We start from the raw sequence: 19,339 nt of genomic DNA, 5'->3' as shown, positions 1-19,339 counted from the left end.
GCCTGCTCCGACGCACCCCGGGCACACCGCCCCGACAAGTTTTCCCCGCACGGCAGTACCCACTTTCGGGTCTCGATCGTTGAGCTTTGGGGGCGCGCAGACCCAATCCCGTACAAGCTGGAACTCCCCCCATGGACAACCCCTTTCGGCCGGCGCCCCGAGGAGACCCATGAGCACGCCGCCCCTCGCATCCGGACCCCAGGGCCCCGACGCCCTGCGGCCCCTGCTCGACACGGTGCTCGACGCGCTGCGCGACGGCGGCCGGGCCCGCGGCGGACCGCTGCCGGCAGGCGGTCCGGAGGCGGTCGCCGAGCGGGTCGCGGACGCCGTCGGAGACGTACTCCCGGACGACGGCGACCCCGACGCCCTGCGCACCCTGGTGACCGTCCTCGCGGCGGGCGCGGCCGACCCCGCCGACCCGCTGTGCGCGGCGCATCTGCACTGCCCGCCGCTCGCCGTCGCCACCGCCGCCGACCTCGCCGCGAGCGCCCTCAACCCCTCGCTGGACTCCTGGGACCAGGCCCCGGCCGCCTCCGCCCTGGAGGCCATGGTCACCCGCACCCTCGCCCATGCCATCGGCCTCTCCGACGCCGTGGTCACCAGCGGCGGCACCGAGTCCAACCAACTCGCCCTGCTCCTCGCCCGCGAGGCCCTGGGCAGCGGTGCCCGGCTGATCTGCGGCGCCAACGCCCACCACTCGCTGCCCCGGGCCGCCTGGCTGCTGGGCCTGCCCGACCCGGTCGTGGTCCCGGCGCCGAACGGCACCCTCGACCCGGCCGCCCTGCACGCCGCCCTCGCCCACCTGCCGAAACCGTTCGTCGTGGCCGCCACCGCCGGCACCACCGACGCCGGTCTCATCGACCCGCTCCCCGAGATCGCCGGCCTGTGCGCGGCCCACGGGGCCCGGCTGCACGTCGACGCCGCCTACGGGGGCGGCCTCGCCTTCAGCGACCGGCACCGGGACAAGCTCGCCGGTCTGGAGCGTGCCCACACCGTCACCCTCGACCTGCACAAACTCGGCTGGCAGCCGGTCGCCGCCGGCCTCCTCGCGGTCGCCCGCCCGGCCGAGTTCGGCGTGCTCCACCACCGCGCCGACTACCTCAACGCCGACGACGACACCGAGGCCGGCTACCCCGACCTGCTGGGCCGGTCCCTGCGCACCACCCGGCGCCCCGACGTCCTCAAGATCGCGGTCACCCTCCGGACCCTGGGCCGCTCCGGACTCGGCGCACTGGTCGACCAGGTGTGCGCACGGGCCCGGGAGTTCGCGGCCCTGGTCCAGGAGCACCCCGGTTTTGAACTCTACGACCGCCCGAACATCAGCACGGTTCTGTTCCGCCCCACCGGAGCCACCGACGAGGACGTCGCCGGCATACGGCGCAGGCTGCTGCACGACGGCCGGGCCGTCCTCGGCCGAGCCCGGTTCGACGGCCGGCTCTGGCTCAAGGCCACCCTCCTCAACCCCCACACCCGGCCGGACGAACTGGCCGTCCTCCTCAAACTCGTGGAAGGAACGACGCCCCAATGAGCTCGCTGCCCACCCCCCCACACCAGGAGCCGGAAGCACCCCGCGACCTGGTCGGCATCGGCGTCGGACCGTTCAACCTCTCCCTCGCCGCCCTCGCCCACCCCCTCGCCGAACTGGACGCCGTCTTCTACGAGCAGCGCCCCGGCTTCGACTGGCACCCCGGGCTGCTGATCGACGGAGCCACCATCCAGGTCCCGTTCCTGGCCGACCTGGTGACCCTCGCCGACCCCGCCAGCCCCTGGTCGTTCCTGAACTACCTGAAGTCCCGCGACCGGCTCTTCCCGTTCTACTTCGCCGAGCGCTTCCACATCCGGCGCGCCGAGTACGACGCGTACTGCCGCTGGGTCGCCGAGAGCCTGCCCGGGCTGCGGTTCTCGCACCAGGTGGACGCGGTCCGCTGGAACTCCGAACGGGACCTGTTCGAGGTCGACTTCACCCAGCTCGACGCCGAGGGGGAGGCCGAGGCCCTGGGCCGTACGTACACGAAGAACGTCGTGCTCGGGGTCGGCACGGTTCCCCACGTGCCCGACCCGCTCAAGCCCCTGGTGGAGGCACCGGGCGTGCCCGTCGTGCACGCGGCCGACTACCTCGACCACCGGGAGGCCTTCCTCGCCGCCGAGCATGTCACCGTCGTCGGCTCCGGACAGTCCGGCGCCGAGGTCTTCCTCGACCTGCTGCGGCACCGCCCGGCCGGCCGCGAGAAGCTGCACTGGATCGGACGCAGCGAGGCCTTCGCGCCCATGGAGTACTCCAAACTCGGCCTGGAACACTTCACGCCCGACCACACCCGCTACTTCCACGCCCTGACCGAGCCCGTCCGGGACCGGATGGTCGCCTCCCAGTGGCGGCTGCACCGGGGCATCGACGCCGACACCATCGCCGCCATCCACGACGAGCTCTACCGCCGCACCCTGCACGGCGGCTGGCCCGACGCCGTCCTCACGCCCGGGGTCCAGGTCCGAACGGCCGGACGCATCGCCACCACCAAGATCGAACTCCACCTGGAACACCTCCAGCAGGGCAGCCGCTCCCGGCTCGCCACCGACGCCGTGGTGCTGGCCACCGGCTACCGCGAGCGCCCCCTGGGCCGGCTGCTCGCCGGGCTCGACCCCTATCTGCGCCGGGACAGCAGCGAACGCCCGCGCGTGGACGAGCGGTTCCGGCTCGTCCTCGACCCGTCGGTGACCGGATCCGCGTACGTGCAGAACGCCGAACTGCACACCCATGGTGTCGGCGCCCCCGACCTGGGCCTCGCCGCCTGGCGCAGCGCCACCATCCTCAACTCCCTGACCGGCAAGGAGCCCTACCCGCTGCCCACCCGCACGGCCTTCACCAGCTTCGGCCTGGATCGGTCGGAGGAGAGGGTTCCGACACAGAACGGGCAGCGGCCGAGGCAGCTCACCCCGCTGGTCGACTGAGCGACGGGCGCCGGTACGGGGACCGGCGCCCTCCGCCACGTCAGAACACCGGCGTGCCGTCGCGGGTCAGCTTCCAGTCCGCCGACGCGAAGTCCTTCGGGTCCAGGACGCCCTTGGCGGTCACCCACTCCGCGATCCGGGTGCGGATCTCCGTCGACTCCGACCACAGCTCCTTGGCCGAGGCCACGTGCGGGAACGCGCCACCGCCGTTGGCACGGTAGTTGTTCACCGCGAGCACGAACTGCCGGGCGTCGTCGAGGGCCGCACCGTCGTAGGTGAGGTTCCTGATCCGGGACCCGGCCGGCTGCGCGATGTCGATCTCGTACCGCAGGCCCGAGACATAGTCGTAGTTGTAGTCCGGACGGTTGCCCGCGTTGGTCAGCTTCTCCACGTCGACAGGCGCGCCGGCCGCCGTCTGCACGAAGTACTCCGCCGAGTACTCCAGGTAGGCGCGGAGCTGAGCGCCCGTCATCACCTTGGCGACCAGGGTGTTGTCGTAGACGTAGAGGCTGGACAGATCCCGGATGGTGACCTCGCCGGCCGGGATCTGGGAGGTCCGGGAGAACGGCGAGGCCTGCGCGAGCACGGGGAGCGCGGCGTACTCGGTGCTCGCCAGGGCCGCCTTGACCACGTCCTCCTGGACCTTGGTGATCAGGTCGATGATCGGGGCGTCCCGGTAGCGGGCCTCGACCGTGGTGAGGGTCTCGGTGGCGGAGCCGACGACCTGGTTGACGTACGCCACCACCTTGGCGTGCTCGTCCTTCAGCAGCCGGGTGATCTTCGGGTCGTCGGCGACCGTGTTGGAGTTGCGCAGCGAGGCGGCGACCGACTCCACCTCCCACCTGCCCTTGGCGAACACCAGCTCGATGTCGAAGAGGGTGAGGCGCTCGGCGTAGCACAGCGGCTCGGAGAGGACGACGGTCCTGCCGGTGGCCTCGTTGGTGACCTTCAGCTCCGGGATCTCCACGTGCGCGTGGCCGACCAGGATGGCGTCGATGCCCGGCACCTGCCTGGCCACGTTCGCGGCCGCGTTCTCGACGTAGGGCACCTGGTCGCCGTAGGACGAGGTGCCCGAGGTGCCGGAGTGGGCCGAGACCACGACCACGTCCGCGCCCATCGCCTTCAGCTTGGGCACCCACTTCGCGGCCTGCTCCTCGAGCCCCTGGAAGGCCAGCTTGCCCTGCACGTAGGCCTTGTCCCAGATCGCGATGCCCGGGTTGGTCAGGCCGAGCACGGCGACCTTGACCGGCGGGGCGCCCGGGACGTGGAACTTCTTCATGAAGTACGGCGGGAAGGCGGGCTTCAGGGTCTTCGCGTCGACCGCGTTGGCGCCGAGCAGCGGAAAGCGCAGCTGGTCCTCGAACCTGCGCAGGGTCTCGATGCCGTAGTTGAACTCGTGGTTGCCGAGCGCCGCCGCGTCGTACCCGATCGCGTTCATGGCCTGTGCCATCGGGTGCACCGGGCCGCCCTTGGCGGTGATCGGGTCGACCTTGGCGTAGTAGTACGTCAGCGGGGTGCCCTGGATGGTGTCACCGGCGTCCAGCAGCAGCGTGTTGCGACGGCCCTTCTCCTCGCGCACCTGGTTCACCAGGGTCGAGACGCGCGCCAGACCCAGCGCGTTGCCCTTGGCGTCGGTGTACTCCGCGTCCTTGAAGTAGTCCCAGTTGAAGACGTTTCCGTGCAGGTCGGTGGTGCCCATGACGGTGAGGGAGTACCGCTTGGGGTGCTTGGCGGGCTTCGGGGAGGCCTCGGCGGCCCGCGCCGGAGCCGCCGCCACTCCGGCGACCGCCACTCCCGCGCCGGTGGCGGCGGACTTCGTCAGGAACTTCCGGCGATTCAAGGGCATGTCTTGATCTCCTCGGGAAATGGTCAACGACGCGCGTAGATTCTGTCTCGGGCAGGACCGACGGCAACAGGTCCGGGAGGTTGCGATCTGGTGACCTGAACGGTGAACTGCGGGCCGCACAAGCGGGGATGACATGACAGAGTGGGGCGTATGACCTCACCTGAGGAACACCGGCCGGCCGGCACGCCCGACGCCCCGCTTCTCGTCGTCCGCGGCGAGGCCGAGTTGGAGGTCGAGCCCGAACTCGCCCGCATCGGCGTCACGGTCGCCGCCCGTGGCCGCGACCGCCGTTCCACCCTGGACGACCTCACCCGCCGCAACACCGCCGCCCTCGACCTCATCAAGTCGTACGGCGACGCGGTGGAACGGCTGTCGACCGGGACCTTCTCGATCGCCCCCGAGTTCGCCGAGCGCGGGCGGGGCGAACGGGTGCGCGGCTATCACGGGCGGGTACAGCTCACCGCCGAGTTCGCGGACTTCACCGTCCTCGGCGAACTCGTCACGAGAATCGCCGACTTGGAGCTGACCCGGGTCGACGGCCCCTGGTGGTCGCTGCGTCCCGACTCACCCGTGCACGGCGAGGCGCGGCGGCAGGCGGTCGCCGAGGCGGTGCAGCGCGCCCGGGAGTACGCGAGCGCCCTCGGCACCTCCCTGGCCTCCCTGGTCGAGCTTGCCGACACGGGGACCGACGGTCCTCAGCCGCGCCGGGCGGCTTTCGGCGGCGGGGTCCGCCGGATGGCGGCCGCCGCCGAAACCGCCGAGCCCGCCGAACCCCTCGATCTCGAACCTCCGCGACTGCGCGTGACCGCTCAGGTCGGCGCGCGATTCACGATGGCGCCGCCGGAGCTGTGACCACGAGGCGCCCGTTCGGTATTTCGAATGTATGAGCGGCGGCATTCCTGCGTTCAACATGTGCGAGATGCTCATCGGAGCGGGTCACCGCACAATTCAACACTTGTCAATAGGCCTTCACTCAAAGGTTGTTGGGTCGTCATGTGCGACCAATTCTCTACCCGCCGGTAAGGCCTAGGCTCGAAGTATGCGCCGAGCAAAGATCGTTTGTACTCTGGGGCCCGCCACCGACTCGTACGACCAGATCAAGGCCCTGGTCGAGGCCGGAATGGACGTCGCCCGATTCAACCTCAGCCACGGCAGCTACGCCGAGCACGAGGAGCGCTACCAGCGTGTCCGCAAGGCCTCCGACGAGACCGGTCGCAGCGTCGGGATGCTCGCCGACCTTCAAGGCCCGAAGATCCGCCTCGGCAGCTTCACCGAGGGACCGGTACTCCTCGAACGCGGCGACTCCTTCGTCATCACGGTGGAGGAGGGCGCCGAGGGCGACCGCCGGCAGTGCGGGACGACGTACGCCGGTCTGGCCGGCGATGTCACCCCCGGTGAGCGCGTCCTCGTCGACGACGGCAAGGTCTGCCTGGAGGTCACCCACGTCGACGGACCCCGAGTGCACACCACGGTCGTCGAGGGCGGCATGGTCTCCGACCACAAGGGCCTCAACCTCCCCGGCGTCGCCGTCTCCGTCCCGGCCCTGTCCGACAAGGACGAGGCCGACCTGCGGTGGGCGCTGCGCACCGGCTTCGACGTGATCGCCCTGTCCTTCGTACGCAGCGGCCAGGACGTCGAGGACGTCCACCGCATCATGGCCGAGGAGGGCCGTCGGCTCCCGGTGATCGCCAAGGTGGAGAAGCCGCAGGCCGTCGAGAACATCGAGGGCATCGTGGCCGCCTTCGACGGCATCATGGTCGCGCGCGGCGACCTGGGCGTGGAGATGCCGCTGGAGCAGGTGCCGATCGTGCAGAAGCGCGCCGTCAAGCTGGCCAAGCGCAACGCCAAGCCGGTCATCGTCGCCACCCAGATGCTCGACTCCATGATCGACAACTCCCGGCCCACCCGCGCCGAGGCCTCCGACGTCGCCAACGCGGTGATCGACGGCACGGACGCGGTGATGCTGTCCGGCGAGACCAGCGTCGGCAAGTACCCCGTCGAGACCGTCCGGACGATGGCGAAGATCGTCGAGGCGGCCGAGGAGGACATCCTCGCCAAGGGGCTGCCGCCGCTGACCGAGAGCAACAAGCCCCGCACCCAGGGCGGCGCGGTCGCCCGGGCCGCCGCCGAGATGGGCGACTTCCTGAACGCGAAGTTCCTGGTCGCGTTCACCGAGTCGGGAGACACCGTCCGCCGGCTGTCCCGCTACCGCTCGCCGATCCCGCTGCTCGCCTTCACCCCGGAACCGGCCACCCGCTCCCAGCTCAACCTGACCTGGGGTGTCGAGACCTTCCTCGGCCCGCACGTCGACTCGACGGACAAGATGGTCGACCAGGTCGACGAGCTGCTGCTGAAGTACGGCCGCTGCGAGAAGGGCGACATCGTGGTCATCACGGCGGGCTCGCCTCCGGGGGTGTCCGGCTCGACGAACATGGTGCGCGTCCACCACATCGGCGAGGACGACAGCCCGAAGTGACGGGACGGATCCCCGTCAGTGCTTGGGGCCGACGTGGTCGTCCATGAGTTCCACGTCGGCTCTCCTGGCGACGGAGATGTTGTACGGGGTGCCGCCGCGGGTGCAGTGCGTCCACCCGATGCCGAGCTTGTCGAGGGTGTCCGTGTAGAGGGTCCGGATGTCGTCGGACTTGTTGGTGAAGAAGTAACGCGGGTATTCGTAGCGCTTCCGCTCACCGCTGACCATGCGGGTCGTCCAGTTGGTGATGCGGCAGCCGTCGGAGTGGATGAGGCCGCGGATGAATTCCCAGGGGTGGGCGTCGACGATCGCCTGCTGCCAGGGTTCGACAACGATGGGGCGCTCGTGTTTCTTGCCGGGGCCGTGCTGCGGGAACAGACGTGGCCAGTGTCGGGAGTAGCTGGTCACCATTGAGTAGCCCTGCTTCTGAAGGATGTAGACGCCGATGCCGGGACGCACTTTCGTGATGGCGTCGCTGCACTGCTGCATCAGACCCGGCCACGCGTCGGCACACGCGATCCTGAGGTAGTACCCGGTGCCGCGCACATGGGGGCTGATGCAGCCGTCGCCGAGATAGAGACCAAGCAGGTAGGCGTACGCGCGCTCGTCAGCGGGTGGTCCGGGGTCCGGAGATGCCATGCGGGGGAGCGGCTCCAGGCGGTGCTGCCAGGAGCGAATCGCAGCCCGGGATACGCCCGTCTCCTTGCTGACGGAGTTCAGGCTTCGACCCTGAGCCACCAGTGCGAGGGCTCGCTTGCGTGTGCTTACGTCGTACATGTGAACAACGTGCGAGATGGATCGCGGCGACACACAGTAATAAGCGGATGTTCACGAGAACGTGCGCATCCGCTTATGATTTGTGACCTTGGAACTGAAGGAAAAGTGCCCCGAGTCGGATTCGAACCGACGCTGGATGGGTTTTGAATCCATGGCCTCTACCGCTGGGCTACCGGGGCCCCTTCAATGTGAAGGTCAGCGGTCACCCGCTGTGCCCCTACCTTATCGCAGCTAGGTAGGCTCTTGTCAGCAGCACCCCTGCCCTGAACGAGGAGCCCCCGTGACCGCCGCCGAGTCGCCCCAGCCAGTCGACGCACCCGACGACGACAAGTCGCACGTGCCTCCGCTGACGACCCGTGTCGTCATCGCCGAGGACGAGGCCCTGATCCGGCTCGACCTCAAGGAGATGCTGGAGGAGGAGGGGTACACCGTCGTCGGCGAGGCCGGCGACGGCGAGCAGGCGGTCGAACTCGCCCGCGAGCACCGCCCCGATCTGGTCATCCTGGACGTCAAGATGCCCAAGCTGGACGGCATCTCGGCGGCCGAGAAGATCGCCGAGGAGTCCATCGCCCCGGTCCTGATGCTCACCGCGTTCTCGCAGCGCGACCTGGTCGAGCGGGCGCGGGACGCGGGCGCCATGGCGTACCTCGTCAAGCCGTTCAGCAAGAGCGACGTGGTCCCGGCGATCGAGATGGCCGTCTCCCGCTTCACCGAGCTGAAGCAGCTGGAGAAGGAGGTCGCCGACCTCACCCTGCGCCTGGAGACCCGCAAGCTGGTCGACCGCGCGAAGTCCATCCTGCAGACCGAGTACGGCCTGACCGAGCCGGCCGCGTTCCGCTGGATCCAGAAGACGTCGATGGACCGCCGCATGTCGATGCAGCAGGTCGCGGAGGCGGTCATCGTGGACAGCGACGAGAAGAAGTCCAACAAGGGCTGACCGGCCGTCGTAGCGACGCCGAGGCCCGCGCTCCGGAGAAGGGAGCGCGGGCCTCGGCGTATCGAACCCTGGTGTCAGTCCTCGCCCAGGTAGGCCTTGCGGACCGACTCGTCGTGCAGCAGGTCCTGTCCGGTCCCCGACAGGACGATGTTGCCGACCTCCATGACGTGCCCCTGGTCGGCCAGCGACAGCGCCGCCTGCGCGTTCTGCTCGACCAGCAGGATCGTCGTGCCCTGGGACTTCAGCTCCGCGATCGTCGCCATGATCTTCTGCATCATGATCGGCGACAGCCCCATGGACGGCTCGTCCAGCATCAGCAGCTTGGGCTGGGACATCAGCGCCCGGCCCATCGCGAGCATCTGCTGCTCACCGCCGGAGAGGGTGCCCGCGGCCTGCTTGCGCCGTTCGCCGAGGATCGGGAACAGCTCGTACGCCCGCTGGATGTCCTTCTCGATGCCCGGCTTGTCGTTGCGCAGGAACGCACCGAGGCGCAGGTTGTCCTCGATGGTCATGCGCGGGAAGATGTGCCGGCCCTCGGGGGAGTGGGCCAGGCCCAGCGAGACGATGTTGTGCGCCGGGATCTTCTTCAGCGACCTGCCGTTGAACCGGATCTGCCCGCCGACCGGCTTGAGCAGCCCGGACAGCGTGCGCAGGGTCGTCGTCTTGCCGGCGCCGTTGGTGCCGATCAGGGTGACGACCTGGCCGGCCTCGACCTTGAAGGAGATGCCCTTGACGGCCTCGATCTTGCCGTAGGCGACCCGCAGGTCCTCTACTTCGAGCAGTGCGGTCATCGGTCGTTCTCCTTGCCGGGCACGGCGTCGGTCGTGGACTCGGCATGCGCCTCGGCCGCCTCGACCTCGGCGGCCTCCTCGTCACCGGGCGCGTTCTCGAACGGCTCGCCGAGGTACGCGGCGATGACCCGGTCGTCGCCCTGCACGGTCGCGCTGTCGCCCTCGATGAGCTTCTCGCCCTGTACCAGGACCGCGACCCGGTCGCAGAGGTTGAAGATGAAGCGCATGTCGTGCTCGATGACGAGGACGGCGATGCCCCTGTCGCGGATCTTGAAGACCAGTTCCTCGGTGGTCCGGGTCTCCTGCGGGTTCATGCCGGCCGTCGGCTCGTCGAGCAGCAGCAGCCCCGGCTCGCTGGCGAGGGCGCGCGCGATCTCCAGCTTGCGCTGCTCGCCGTAGGGCAGGTTGCGGGCCAGGTGCTCGGCCTTGCGCTCCAGGCCGACGAACTCCAGGAGTTCCATGGCCCGGGCCCGGGAGGCCGCTTCGGCGCGGTGGAAGCCGGGGCCGCGCAGCAGCGCGGACCACAGGCCCTCCTTGGTGCGGGTGTGCCGGCCGACCAGGACGTTCTCCAGGACCGTCATGTTGGCGAACAGCCGGATGTTCTGGAAGGTACGGGCGATACCGGCCGCCGTGACCTTGAAGGACTTCGGCGGCAGCACCTGGCCCTTGTAGCGGACCTCGCCCTCGGTGGGGATGTACAGGCCGGTCAGGCAGTTGAAGAAGGTGGTCTTGCCGGCGCCGTTGGGGCCGATCAGACCGACGATCTCGCCGCTGTTGACGGTGAGGTTCACATTGCGGACGGCGGTCAGGCCGCCGAAGCGCATGGTCACGCCGCGTGCGTCGAGCACGGTCTCGCCGGGGTCGGTGGCGCCGGACGCGGCGTCCTGGACGGTGGTGTCGGTGGTCATCGTGGTCACGCCCCTGCCTTGGTGAGGACGGCGGGCGCTTCGGCGTCTTCGTGGAACTCGAGCTGGCGGCGCCGGTTGGGGATGAGGCCCTCCGGGCGGAAGCGCATCAGCAGGATGAGCGCCACGCCGAAGGCGAAGAGCTGGTAGTCGCCGAGGAACTGCAGCTTGGCCGGGATCAGGTAGAGCAGGGACGCGCCGACCAGTGGCCCGGAGATGGTGCCCATGCCGCCGAGTACCACCGCGGCCAGCAGGAAGGCCGAGTTGGGGGGTACGACGTAGGCGAACTGGTACTGCTCCGGGGTCACCGTGTAGGTGACGTGTGCCTGGACCGAGCCGGAGAGGCCGGCGAGGCAGGCGCCCAGGGCGAACGCGATCAGCTTGACCCGGAAGCCGTTGATGCCCATGGCGAGCGCGGCGGTCTCGTCCTCGCGGATGGCGACCCAGGCGCGGCCGATGCGGGAGTCGCTGCTGCGCCGGAAGACGATGACCACGATGAGCGTGATGATCAGCATCAGCAGCAGGTAGTTGGCGAACCGGCCGATGGTGGAGCCGAGGATCTGGTGCTCGGCGCCGAAGTCGAAGCCGAGGATGTCCAGGTTCGGGATCGAGGAGATGCCGTTGGAGCCGTTGGTGACGTCCGGGCCCGAAGTGCCGTCCAGGTTGAGGACGGTGATACGGAAGATCTCACCGAAGCCGAGCGTCACGATGGCCAGGTAGTCGCCGCGCAGTCGCAGTGTCGGCGCGCCGATGACGACACCGAAGACCATCGCGACGGCCGCGCCGAGCAGCGCCGACGCCCAGAACGGCCACTGCACGTGCAGCGGCGAGGACGGCGAGCCGGAGACCAGGGCCGCGGTGTAGGCGCCGACACCGAGGAAGGCGACGTAACCGAGGTCGAGCAGGCCGGCGAGGCCGACGACGATGTTCAGGCCGAGGGCGACGGTCGCGAAGATCAGGATGTAGACGCCGATCGTCGCGTACTGGTCGTTGGACTGGGTGAACGGGAAGGCGGCGGCGGCCAGGAAGGCGCCGGTCATGGTGATGTTCCGGTGCTTCGCGGTGATCGCCGAGACCCGGGCCACGATCCCGGCCTTGGAGAGGGCGGCGAAACCGAAACCGGCCGTGAGGAGGAAGCCGATGAACAGCTCGTCGTACGACGTGCCGACGCCGTAGCTGAAGACGATCAGGCCGACGGCCATGGCCGCGACGATCACCAGGATCTCGGCCCAGGAGGGCAGCGGGCGGCTCGGGGCCGGGGCCTTGGCGGCGAAGGACGCGCGGAAGGTGCTCCAGTTCTGCCGGGACTTGTGCCTGAGCAGCTCCCAGCCGGTGTCGTCCGGGTCGACCGGGTCGGGCTCCGGTCGCTCGAACGGCAGGGCCAGCGCGCCGACCAGGGCGGCGAGCGTGGCGATCGCGACGACGAAGCCGCCCGGGTCCAGGTTGACCACACCGCCGAGCTCGTCGCTGATGGCGATGACGGTGTACCAGGCGGTGGCGAAGGTGCCGACCGCGGCCATCTTCAGCGCGCTGTCGGCGCTGCCCGGCGTCAGCGCGTTCAGGCCCCGCACGCCGTAGGAGGCGAGACCGAACAGGGTGGTGAGGAGGCCGCCGATCAGGACCAGGACCTGCAGGCCGCCCGGGTAGCCGTAGACCGTGAGGTCACCGGGGAACGCGGAGGTCCAGGTCCAGGACATGAACGTGGAGATGACGGCGAGGGCGCCGCCGCCGGTGGCGAGGGCCCGGCCCAGCGGGGTGGGCAGACCGATGAGGCCGGACGCGGCGGGCGCGGGGGCGCTCTCGGTCTCGGGGGACCCCGGGGTCTCGGGGGTCTCGGATGCGGTGGTCTCTGTGGTCATCGGTGTCACGCCCTGTCCGCGACGCGTTCGCCGAGCAGACCCTGTGGCCTGAACAGCAGTACGAGGATGAGGAGTACGAACGCCCAGACGTCGGCCCAGGACTGGCTGCCGAACTGGCCCATGCCGGGGATGTTCGAGATGTAGGCGGTCGACAGGGCCTCGGCGACGCCGAGGACGAGTCCGCCGAGCATGGCGCCGTAGATGTTGCCGATGCCGCCGAGGACGGCTGCGGTGAAGGCCTTCAGACCGAGCAGGAAGCCCATCTTGAAGTCGATCTGGCCGTACTTGAGGCCGTAGGCGACACCGCCGACGGCGGCGAAGGCGGCACCGAGGGCGAACGCGATCACGATGATGCGGTCGGTGTTGACGCCCATCAGCTTCGCGGTGTCCGGATCCTGGGCGGTGGCCTGCATGCCCCGGCCGGTGCGGGTGCGCATCACGAAGTAGGCGAGGAAGGCCATGCTGAGCGGGGCCACGACCACCAGGAAGATGTCACCGGTCTGGATCGTGACGTTGCCGATGTTGAAGGGGCCGCCCGGGATGGTCGGGAAGGTCCGGGCGGACTTCGCCTCGGGGTACCAGGCCCACACCGCCTGCTGGAGGGCCAGCGAGAGGCCGATGGCGGTGATGAGGGGGGCGAGACGTGGGGCGGTGCGCAGCGGACGGTAGGCGAACCGTTCCGCTCCCACGGCGACCAGGACGGCCACGATGATCGCGCCCACCAGCATCAGCGGCAGCGCCACCCACATCGAGGTGCCGCCGGGCAGTACATACGCGTAGACCGTGAGCGCGCCGAAGGCGCCGGTCATGAAGATCTCGCCGTGGGCGAAGTTGATGAGCTGGACGATGCCATAGACCATCGTGTAGCCGATGGCGACCAGCCCGTACATGGATCCCAGTAGCAGGCCGTTGACCAGCTGCTGCGGCAGTTCGTTCACCGCATGTCCTCCGAGACGTTCGGAAAGTTCGACGGATGAGGCCGGATGCGAGTCCGCGCGGGGCGCCAGTGGAACAGCGCCCCGCGCGGCTCGGTGCTGCGGCGGGTGTGGGTCAGCTGCTCGGCGTGTACGTGCCGGAGGTAGCGGCCTTCCAGGCTCCGCCCGTGACCTTGTAGACGGTGAGCTGCTTGTTGGTCGCGTCACCGTACTCGTCGAAGGAGACCTTGCCGGTCACACCGTCGAAGGAGACGTTCTGCACCGCGGCGGTGATCTTCGCGCGGGCGTCGGACGGCAGCTTGCCGCCGTTGTCGTCGACGACCTTCTTCACGGCCTCGATGATCGACCAGGCGGAGTCGTAGGAGTAACCGCCGTAGGCGCCGTACGCCTCCGTGTAGCCGCCGGCCTTGTAGTTGTCGACGAACTCCTTGGCGGAGTCGAGGGTTTCGACCGGGGCGCCGACCGAGGTGGCCATGTCGCCGGTGGCGGCGGTGCCCGCCAGCTTGATGAAGTCGTCGGCGTAGATGCCGTCACCGCCGACCAGGGGGATCTTGGCGCCCGCGGCCTTGAGCTGCTTGCTCAGCGGACCGGCCTGCGGGTACTCGCCGCCGTAGTAGACCACGGTGGCGCCCGAGTTCTTCACCTTGGTGACGACCGCGGAGTAGTCCTTGGAGTCGGGGTTGATGTGCTCGGTGCCGACCACCTTGCCGCCGAGCTTCTTGAACTCGTCGGTGAAGGTGGCGGCGAGGCCGGCGCCGTAGGTCTTCTTGTCGTCGATGATGAAGGCCTTGGTCAGCTTCGCCGTGTTGTACACGTACTGCGCGGCGTACGGGCCCTGGATGGCGTCCGTGGTCGCGGTACGGAAGTACGACTTGTACGGCCGTGCCTTCGTCGTCTGCCAGTTGTCGCCCTGGGTCAGGGCCGGGTTGGTGTTGGCCGGGGAGACCTCGACCAGCTTGGCGTCGTCGAACACCTTCTGCATCGACTGGGCGACGGAGGAGTTCAGCGGGCCGACCACGCCGTAGACGCTGTTGTCGCTGACGAAGGCGGAGGCGTTGGCCTGGCCGGAGGAGGGCTGAGCCTGGTCGTCCTTGGCCTCGATCTTGAAGGTGACGCCGTCGACGTACTTCTTCTTGTTGGCCTGCTTGACCGCCAGGTCCACCGAGTTCTTGATGCCCAGGCCGAGCGCGGACAGGTCGCCGGTCAGCGGGGCGTCGACGCCGATGGTGACCGTGGTGCCACCACTGCCCGAGTCGGAGCCCTTGTCGCCGCTGTCGCGCGAGCCGCAGGCCGTGAGGGTGAGTGCTCCCGCTGCCAGAGCTGCGGTGATGGCGATGAGCGAACGTTGACGCACGATCAGTCCTTTCCCCTGAACAACCGCATCCCCGTGGAAACGGTCGAGTCGGGCGCCCTGTCGAAGTGAAGATTTCAACGGCGCCGTGACTGGCCGTGACTCTAAGCGGGCTGAGGGAACGTGGAGGAGGGTCTGACCGATGCTGTGACGCTCTTGTTATGACACGAGGTAATGCAGAGCGGTACATGGTGTCGAGAAGAGTGGAATTCAGGCCGATTCGCTCCGTCCGCATGGTGAGAACCCGCAGGACCCGCCGTAATCGGATCAGGTGTCTCGGGGCTTTTGGTGATTACTCGAAGCGCTTACCGGCCGTTGCTGCAGGCGACTTTCAGGGCGCGTGACAGGTGTTGTGCGTAGCGGGACCCCAGGATGAAACTCTGTACTTGTATTGCGCGCGTATTACGCAGAGTTACGTCAAGGAAAGGAAGTCCGGCGTCCTTCGGAACCGTCGCACAGTCGGTCACATGCATGGTTATCGTGACGTCGCGCGGCGAGCCCGCCTTCGTCCGGAAGGGGGCGCGGGGCGTCTCGGTCAGTGAGAGGCCGGCGTAGGGCTGGTTGATCCGGTCCACGGTGACCGGTGGTCCCTCCAGCACGCTCATCCGCACCGCGAAGCTGAAACTGCGGATCGGGGCGCCGGGCGGAGTGAGCCGGTCGCCCAGGAAGGCGAACGCCACCGTCTGTGCGGGGTAAGGGACTTCGGGCGGCGGCGGGTCGTGCGGGCGGGTCGCGTAGAGGTAGCCGCCGCCGGCCAGTACGGCGGCGGTCGTGGCCAGGGCGAGGGCGGCGCGACGGCGGCCGGGGTGCGGGGGAGGGGCGGTTTCCGGCTCGGGGAGGTCCCGGCCGTGGGTGCCCTCGCCCGGCTCGACGGGGCCGATACCGGTCGTTCCGCTCACTGCCAGGGGCCTCCCGTCGGCGCGCCGTCGCGGTATCGCCCGGTGCAGGCGGCACGCGACCGACGCTCGATCAACTGGTCGGCGGCTGCGGCACCTTGACGGTGTCTCACGGCCCGCGCGGCGTCCACGACGTCCCGGAGGATCTCGTACTGGCCGTTGGACAGCCCCATCGACTGGTAGTCGCCGTAGGTACCGCTGTCGAGCACCTCGCGCGACCAGTGCGCGACGATCGCGGCGCACAGCGCGGCGTCGGAGGTTGCCGAAGGTGACGCCGAAGGCGACGTGGAGGCCGCGGTGGTGTGAGCGGGGGTGCCGGTGGGACCGGTGGTGCCGCAGCCGGTCAGCAGGGCGAGGCCGATACCCAGTGCGGTCGCTCCACCCGGCAGGGTGCCTCCTCGCCGTCCCATGCGCCGACGTTAAGGGCGGGGACGGCGGGGAGCAATGGGCCCGTCGGCGACGGGCCCCGGCCCTGGGCGGCGGGCGGGTCCAAGCCCTGCGGCCGGACCGGGCCCGGTCCGGCGAGGGCGACGGTGCTCGACCCTGCGGGGCCGAGGGCGCTCGGTGTGGTCCTGCGGGGTCGAGGGTGTTCAACCCTGCGGGGGCGACGGTGCTCAACCCCGGGGCGACGGTGCTCAATCCTGGGGCGAGGGTGTTCAGCCCTGGGGCGCGGAGGGGAGCGAGTCGCCCTTCAGGTCGCGCAGCAGGCAGGTGAGTCGGGCCGTGCACACCCGGCGGCCCTCCTCGTCGCTGATCACGATCTCGTACGTCGCCGTGGAACGCCCCCGGTGGACGGGCGTGGCCACGCCGGTGACCAGGCCGGAGCGGGCCCCGCGATGATGCGTGCAGTTCAGGTCGACGCCGACCGCGATCTTCGAGCTGCCGCCGTGCAGCATCGACCCGACCGACCCCAGGGTCTCCGCCAGCACCGCGCTGGCCCCGCCGTGCAGCAGTCCGTACGGCTGGGTGTTGCCCTCCACCGGCATGGTGCCGACGACCCGGTCCGCCGAGGCCTCGATGATCTGCACGCCCATCCTGGTGCCGAGATGGCCCGCCGAGAACAGGGCGGGCAGGTCGACCCCGAGGGCGGCGTACTCGTCGATGACCTCCTGCGGGAACTTCACTCGCTGCTGCTCGCCCATGGGCCGGCTCCGATCGTCGTACGGCTGTCTCGCTCCACTGAGCAAACGCTCAGTAGGCCGCCGATTCTTCCAGACGGACCGAGCATCCGCTCAGAGGGCGGGCGTCGGCTGCGGCACACCGCTCTCCAGACGGACCACGACGGACTTGCTGGCCGGGGTGTTGCTGGTGTCGGCGGTCGCGTCGAGCGGCACCAGCACATTGGTCTCCGGGTAGTACGCGGCCGCGCAGCCCCGGGCCGTCGGATAGTGCACCACCCGGAAGCCCGGCGCCCGCCGCTCCACGCCGTCCTTCCACTCGCTCACCAGGTCGACGTACGCCCCGTCGGCGACACCCAGCGCCCGCGCGTCCTCCGGGTTCACCAGCACCACCCGGCGGCCGTTCCTGATGCCCCGGTAGCGGTCGTCCAGACCGTAGATCGTGGTGTTGTACTGGTCGTGCGAGCGCAGCGTCTGCAACAGCAGCCGGCCCTCGGGCAGTTCGGGGTACTCGACGGCCGCCGCCGTGAAGTTCGCCTTGCCGGTGGCGGTCGGGAAGCGGCGCTCGTCGCGCGGGCCGTGCGGCAGCGCGAAGCCGCCCGGCTGCGCCACGCGCGCGTTGAAGTCCTGGAAACCGGGGATCACGCGCGCGATGCGGTCGCGGACGGTCGCGTAGTCCTTCTCGAACTCCTCCCAGGGGGTGACGCTCTCGTCACCGAGCACCCGGCGGGCGAGCCGGCACACGATCGCCGGCTCCGACAGCAGATGCGGGCTCGCGGGCTCCAGGCGCCCGCGCGAGGCGTGCACCATGCCCATCGAGTCCTCGACGGTGACGAACTGCTCGCCGCTGTTCTGGAGATCGCGCTCGGTGCGGCCGAGCGTCGGCAGGATCAGCGCCCGCGCGCCCGTCACGACGTGCGAGCGGTTGAGCTTCGTCGACACGTGCACGGTCAGCCGCGCCCGCCGCATCGCCGCCTCGGTGACCTCCGTGTCGGGGGTCGCGGAGACGAAGTTGCCGCCCATCGCGAAGAAGACCTTCGCCTCGCCGTCGCGCAGCGCGCGGATGGCCCGGACGACGTCGAAGCCGTGCTCGCGCGGGGGTGCGAAGCCGAACTCCTTCTGCAGAGCGTCCAGGAAGGCCGGCGCCGGGCGCTCGAAGATGCCCATCGTGCGGTCGCCCTGCACGTTCGAGTGGCCGCGGACCGGGCACACGCCCGCGCCGGTACGGCCGATGTTGCCGCGCAGCAGCAGGAAGTTGACTACCTCGCGGATGGTCGGCACCGAGTGCTTGTGCTGGGTCAGGCCCATGGCCCAGCAGACGATGGTGCGCTCGGAGGCGAGCACCATGCGCAGCGCCTCCTCGATCTCCGCGCGGGTGAGACCGGTGGCGGCGAGCGTCTCGGCCCAGTCGGCGGCACCGGCGGCCTTGGCGAACTCCTCGTACCCGTGGGTGTGTTCGCGCACGAACTCCTCGTCGACCGCGCCTTCGGTCTCCAGGATCAGCTTGTTGAGGACCCGGAACAGGGCCTGGTCGCCGCCGATCCGGATCTGCAGGAACAGGTCGGTGAGCGCGGCGCCCTTGAGCATGCCCTGGGGGGTCTGCGGGTTCTTGAACCGCTCCAGGCCGGCCTCCGGGAGCGGGTTGACGCTGATGATCTTCGCGCCGTTGGCCTTGGCCTTCTCCAGCGCCGACAGCATGCGGGGGTGGTTGGTCCCCGGGTTCTGCCCGGCGACGACGATCAGGTCGGCCTTGTAGAGGTCTTCGAGCAGGACGCTGCCCTTGCCGATGCCGATGGTCTCGCTGAGCGCCGAGCCCGAGGACTCGTGGCACATGTTGGAGCAGTCCGGCAGGTTGTTGGTGCCCAGCTCGCGTGCGAACAGCTGGTACAGGAACGCGGCCTCGTTGCTGGTCCGGCCCGAGGTGTAGAAGACGGCCTCGTCGGGGGAGCCGAGGGCGGCGATCTCCTCACCGATGATGTCGAAGGCGCGCTCCCAGCCGACCGGCTCGTAGTGGTCGGCGCCCTCGGCGAGATACATGGGGTGGGTGAGCCGGCCCTGCTGGCCGAGCCAGTAGCCGCTGCGGTGGTGCAGATCGGCGACCGGGTGCTCGGCGAAGAACTCGGGCGTCACCCGGCGCAGGGTGGCCTCCTCGGCCACGGCCTTGGCGCCGTTCTCGCAGAATTCGGCGGCGTGCCGGTGATCGGGCTCCGGCCAGGCGCAGCCGGGGCAGTCGAAGCCGTCCTTCTGATTGACCCGGAGCAGCGTCAGCGCGGTGCGCTTCACCCCCATCTGCTGCTGGGCGATACGCAGGGTGTGGCCGATGGCCGGCAGCCCCGCGGCCGCGCGCTTCGGCTCCGCGACCCGCGGCGCGTCCTGGACCGGGTCCTCCTTGGGCGGCTTCGTCGCCATCGCACGATCTCCCTCTACGCCGGCACCAGTGCCCTGTGCACCCGATACTCGCACGCGCCGCCGACAGCGATCGAGGGCGGTCGGCCGAGCGCAACG

General features: G+C 69.7%; 16 protein-coding genes and 1 tRNA gene. 5 read left to right on the top strand and 12 right to left on the bottom strand.

Annotated elements, in window-relative coordinates; all coding sequences use genetic code 11:
• Positions 1 to 169 precede the first annotated feature (169 nt).
• Positions 170 to 1,528 (top strand): aminotransferase class V-fold PLP-dependent enzyme, encoded by a 1,359-nt coding sequence (locus tag ABZ642_RS13780; RefSeq protein WP_360482072.1) that lies wholly within the window; start codon positions 170 to 172, stop codon positions 1,526 to 1,528.
• The gene (locus ABZ642_RS13775; protein ID WP_360482069.1) at positions 1,525 to 2,946 is read left to right on the top strand and encodes a SidA/IucD/PvdA family monooxygenase; all 1,422 of its coding nucleotides are present in this window, start codon (positions 1,525 to 1,527) and stop codon (positions 2,944 to 2,946) included. The genes ABZ642_RS13780 and ABZ642_RS13775 overlap by 4 nt, the downstream gene beginning before the upstream one ends.
• A gap of 40 nt (positions 2,947 to 2,986) precedes the next feature.
• Here the strand turns inward: ABZ642_RS13775 and ABZ642_RS13770 are convergent, their stop codons facing one another.
• The gene (locus ABZ642_RS13770) at positions 2,987 to 4,792 is read right to left on the bottom strand and encodes a 5'-nucleotidase C-terminal domain-containing protein (protein ID WP_360482066.1); all 1,806 of its coding nucleotides are present in this window, start codon (positions 4,790 to 4,792) and stop codon (positions 2,987 to 2,989) included.
• A gap of 150 nt (positions 4,793 to 4,942) precedes the next feature.
• On the opposite strand from ABZ642_RS13770, the gene ABZ642_RS13765 reads away from it, so the two are divergent.
• On the top strand, positions 4,943 to 5,644 hold the full coding sequence (locus tag ABZ642_RS13765) for an SIMPL domain-containing protein (protein ID WP_360482064.1): 702 nt from the start codon (positions 4,943 to 4,945) through the stop codon (positions 5,642 to 5,644).
• 187 nt (positions 5,645 to 5,831) lie between these two features.
• A complete protein-coding gene (gene pyk / locus ABZ642_RS13760; protein ID WP_360482063.1) occupies positions 5,832 to 7,268 on the top strand; it encodes a pyruvate kinase in 1,437 nt (478 codons plus the stop codon).
• A 15-nt stretch (positions 7,269 to 7,283) separates the two neighbouring features.
• Here the strand turns inward: pyk and ABZ642_RS13755 are convergent, their stop codons facing one another.
• A complete protein-coding gene (locus tag ABZ642_RS13755; protein ID WP_360482060.1) occupies positions 7,284 to 8,042 on the bottom strand; it encodes a helix-turn-helix domain-containing protein in 759 nt (252 codons plus the stop codon).
• A gap of 106 nt (positions 8,043 to 8,148) precedes the next feature.
• Positions 8,149 to 8,221: transfer RNA gene (locus tag ABZ642_RS13750), tRNA-Leu, on the bottom strand.
• A gap of 101 nt (positions 8,222 to 8,322) precedes the next feature.
• On the opposite strand from ABZ642_RS13750, the gene ABZ642_RS13745 reads away from it, so the two are divergent.
• A complete protein-coding gene (locus ABZ642_RS13745; protein WP_360482057.1) occupies positions 8,323 to 8,979 on the top strand; it encodes a response regulator in 657 nt (218 codons plus the stop codon).
• A gap of 74 nt (positions 8,980 to 9,053) precedes the next feature.
• Here the strand turns inward: ABZ642_RS13745 and ABZ642_RS13740 are convergent, their stop codons facing one another.
• From ABZ642_RS13740 to ABZ642_RS13700, 9 genes are all read right to left on the bottom strand, one after another.
• The gene (locus ABZ642_RS13740; protein ID WP_360482055.1) at positions 9,054 to 9,770 is read right to left on the bottom strand and encodes an ABC transporter ATP-binding protein; all 717 of its coding nucleotides are present in this window, start codon (positions 9,768 to 9,770) and stop codon (positions 9,054 to 9,056) included.
• Positions 9,767 to 10,678, bottom strand: a complete 912-nt coding sequence (locus ABZ642_RS13735) for an ABC transporter ATP-binding protein (protein WP_360482490.1) — start codon at positions 10,676 to 10,678, stop codon at positions 9,767 to 9,769. The genes ABZ642_RS13740 and ABZ642_RS13735 overlap by 4 nt, the downstream gene beginning before the upstream one ends.
• 5 nt (positions 10,679 to 10,683) lie before the next feature.
• Positions 10,684 to 12,534, bottom strand: coding sequence for a branched-chain amino acid ABC transporter permease (locus ABZ642_RS13730; protein ID WP_360482052.1), 1,851 nt, complete (start codon positions 12,532 to 12,534; stop codon positions 10,684 to 10,686).
• Positions 12,535 to 12,539: 5 nt separating this feature from the next.
• Positions 12,540 to 13,472, bottom strand: coding sequence for a branched-chain amino acid ABC transporter permease (locus ABZ642_RS13725; protein WP_360482049.1), 933 nt, complete (start codon positions 13,470 to 13,472; stop codon positions 12,540 to 12,542).
• A 112-nt stretch (positions 13,473 to 13,584) separates the two neighbouring features.
• Positions 13,585 to 14,823, bottom strand: coding sequence for a branched-chain amino acid ABC transporter substrate-binding protein (locus tag ABZ642_RS13720; RefSeq protein ID WP_360482046.1), 1,239 nt, complete (start codon positions 14,821 to 14,823; stop codon positions 13,585 to 13,587).
• A 302-nt stretch (positions 14,824 to 15,125) separates the two neighbouring features.
• The gene (locus tag ABZ642_RS13715; RefSeq protein ID WP_360482043.1) at positions 15,126 to 15,719 is read right to left on the bottom strand and encodes a Tat pathway signal sequence domain protein; all 594 of its coding nucleotides are present in this window, start codon (positions 15,717 to 15,719) and stop codon (positions 15,126 to 15,128) included.
• On the bottom strand, positions 15,716 to 16,126 hold the full coding sequence (locus ABZ642_RS13710; protein ID WP_360482040.1) for a hypothetical protein: 411 nt from the start codon (positions 16,124 to 16,126) through the stop codon (positions 15,716 to 15,718). The genes ABZ642_RS13715 and ABZ642_RS13710 overlap by 4 nt, the downstream gene beginning before the upstream one ends.
• A 246-nt stretch (positions 16,127 to 16,372) precedes the next feature.
• On the bottom strand, positions 16,373 to 16,858 hold the full coding sequence (locus ABZ642_RS13705; RefSeq protein ID WP_360482037.1) for a hotdog fold thioesterase: 486 nt from the start codon (positions 16,856 to 16,858) through the stop codon (positions 16,373 to 16,375).
• A 90-nt stretch (positions 16,859 to 16,948) separates the two neighbouring features.
• Positions 16,949 to 19,243 (bottom strand): FdhF/YdeP family oxidoreductase, encoded by a 2,295-nt coding sequence (locus ABZ642_RS13700; protein WP_360482034.1) that lies wholly within the window; start codon positions 19,241 to 19,243, stop codon positions 16,949 to 16,951.
• Between the last annotated feature and the right edge of the window lie 96 nt (positions 19,244 to 19,339).

The sequence above is a fragment of the Streptomyces sp. NPDC007157 genome (genome assembly GCF_040634235.1).
Classification (GTDB): Bacteria; Actinomycetota; Actinomycetes; order Streptomycetales; family Streptomycetaceae; genus Streptomyces.
Note: the sequence above shows the minus strand (reverse complement) of the source record. Positions and strands in the feature narration are given on the sequence as shown.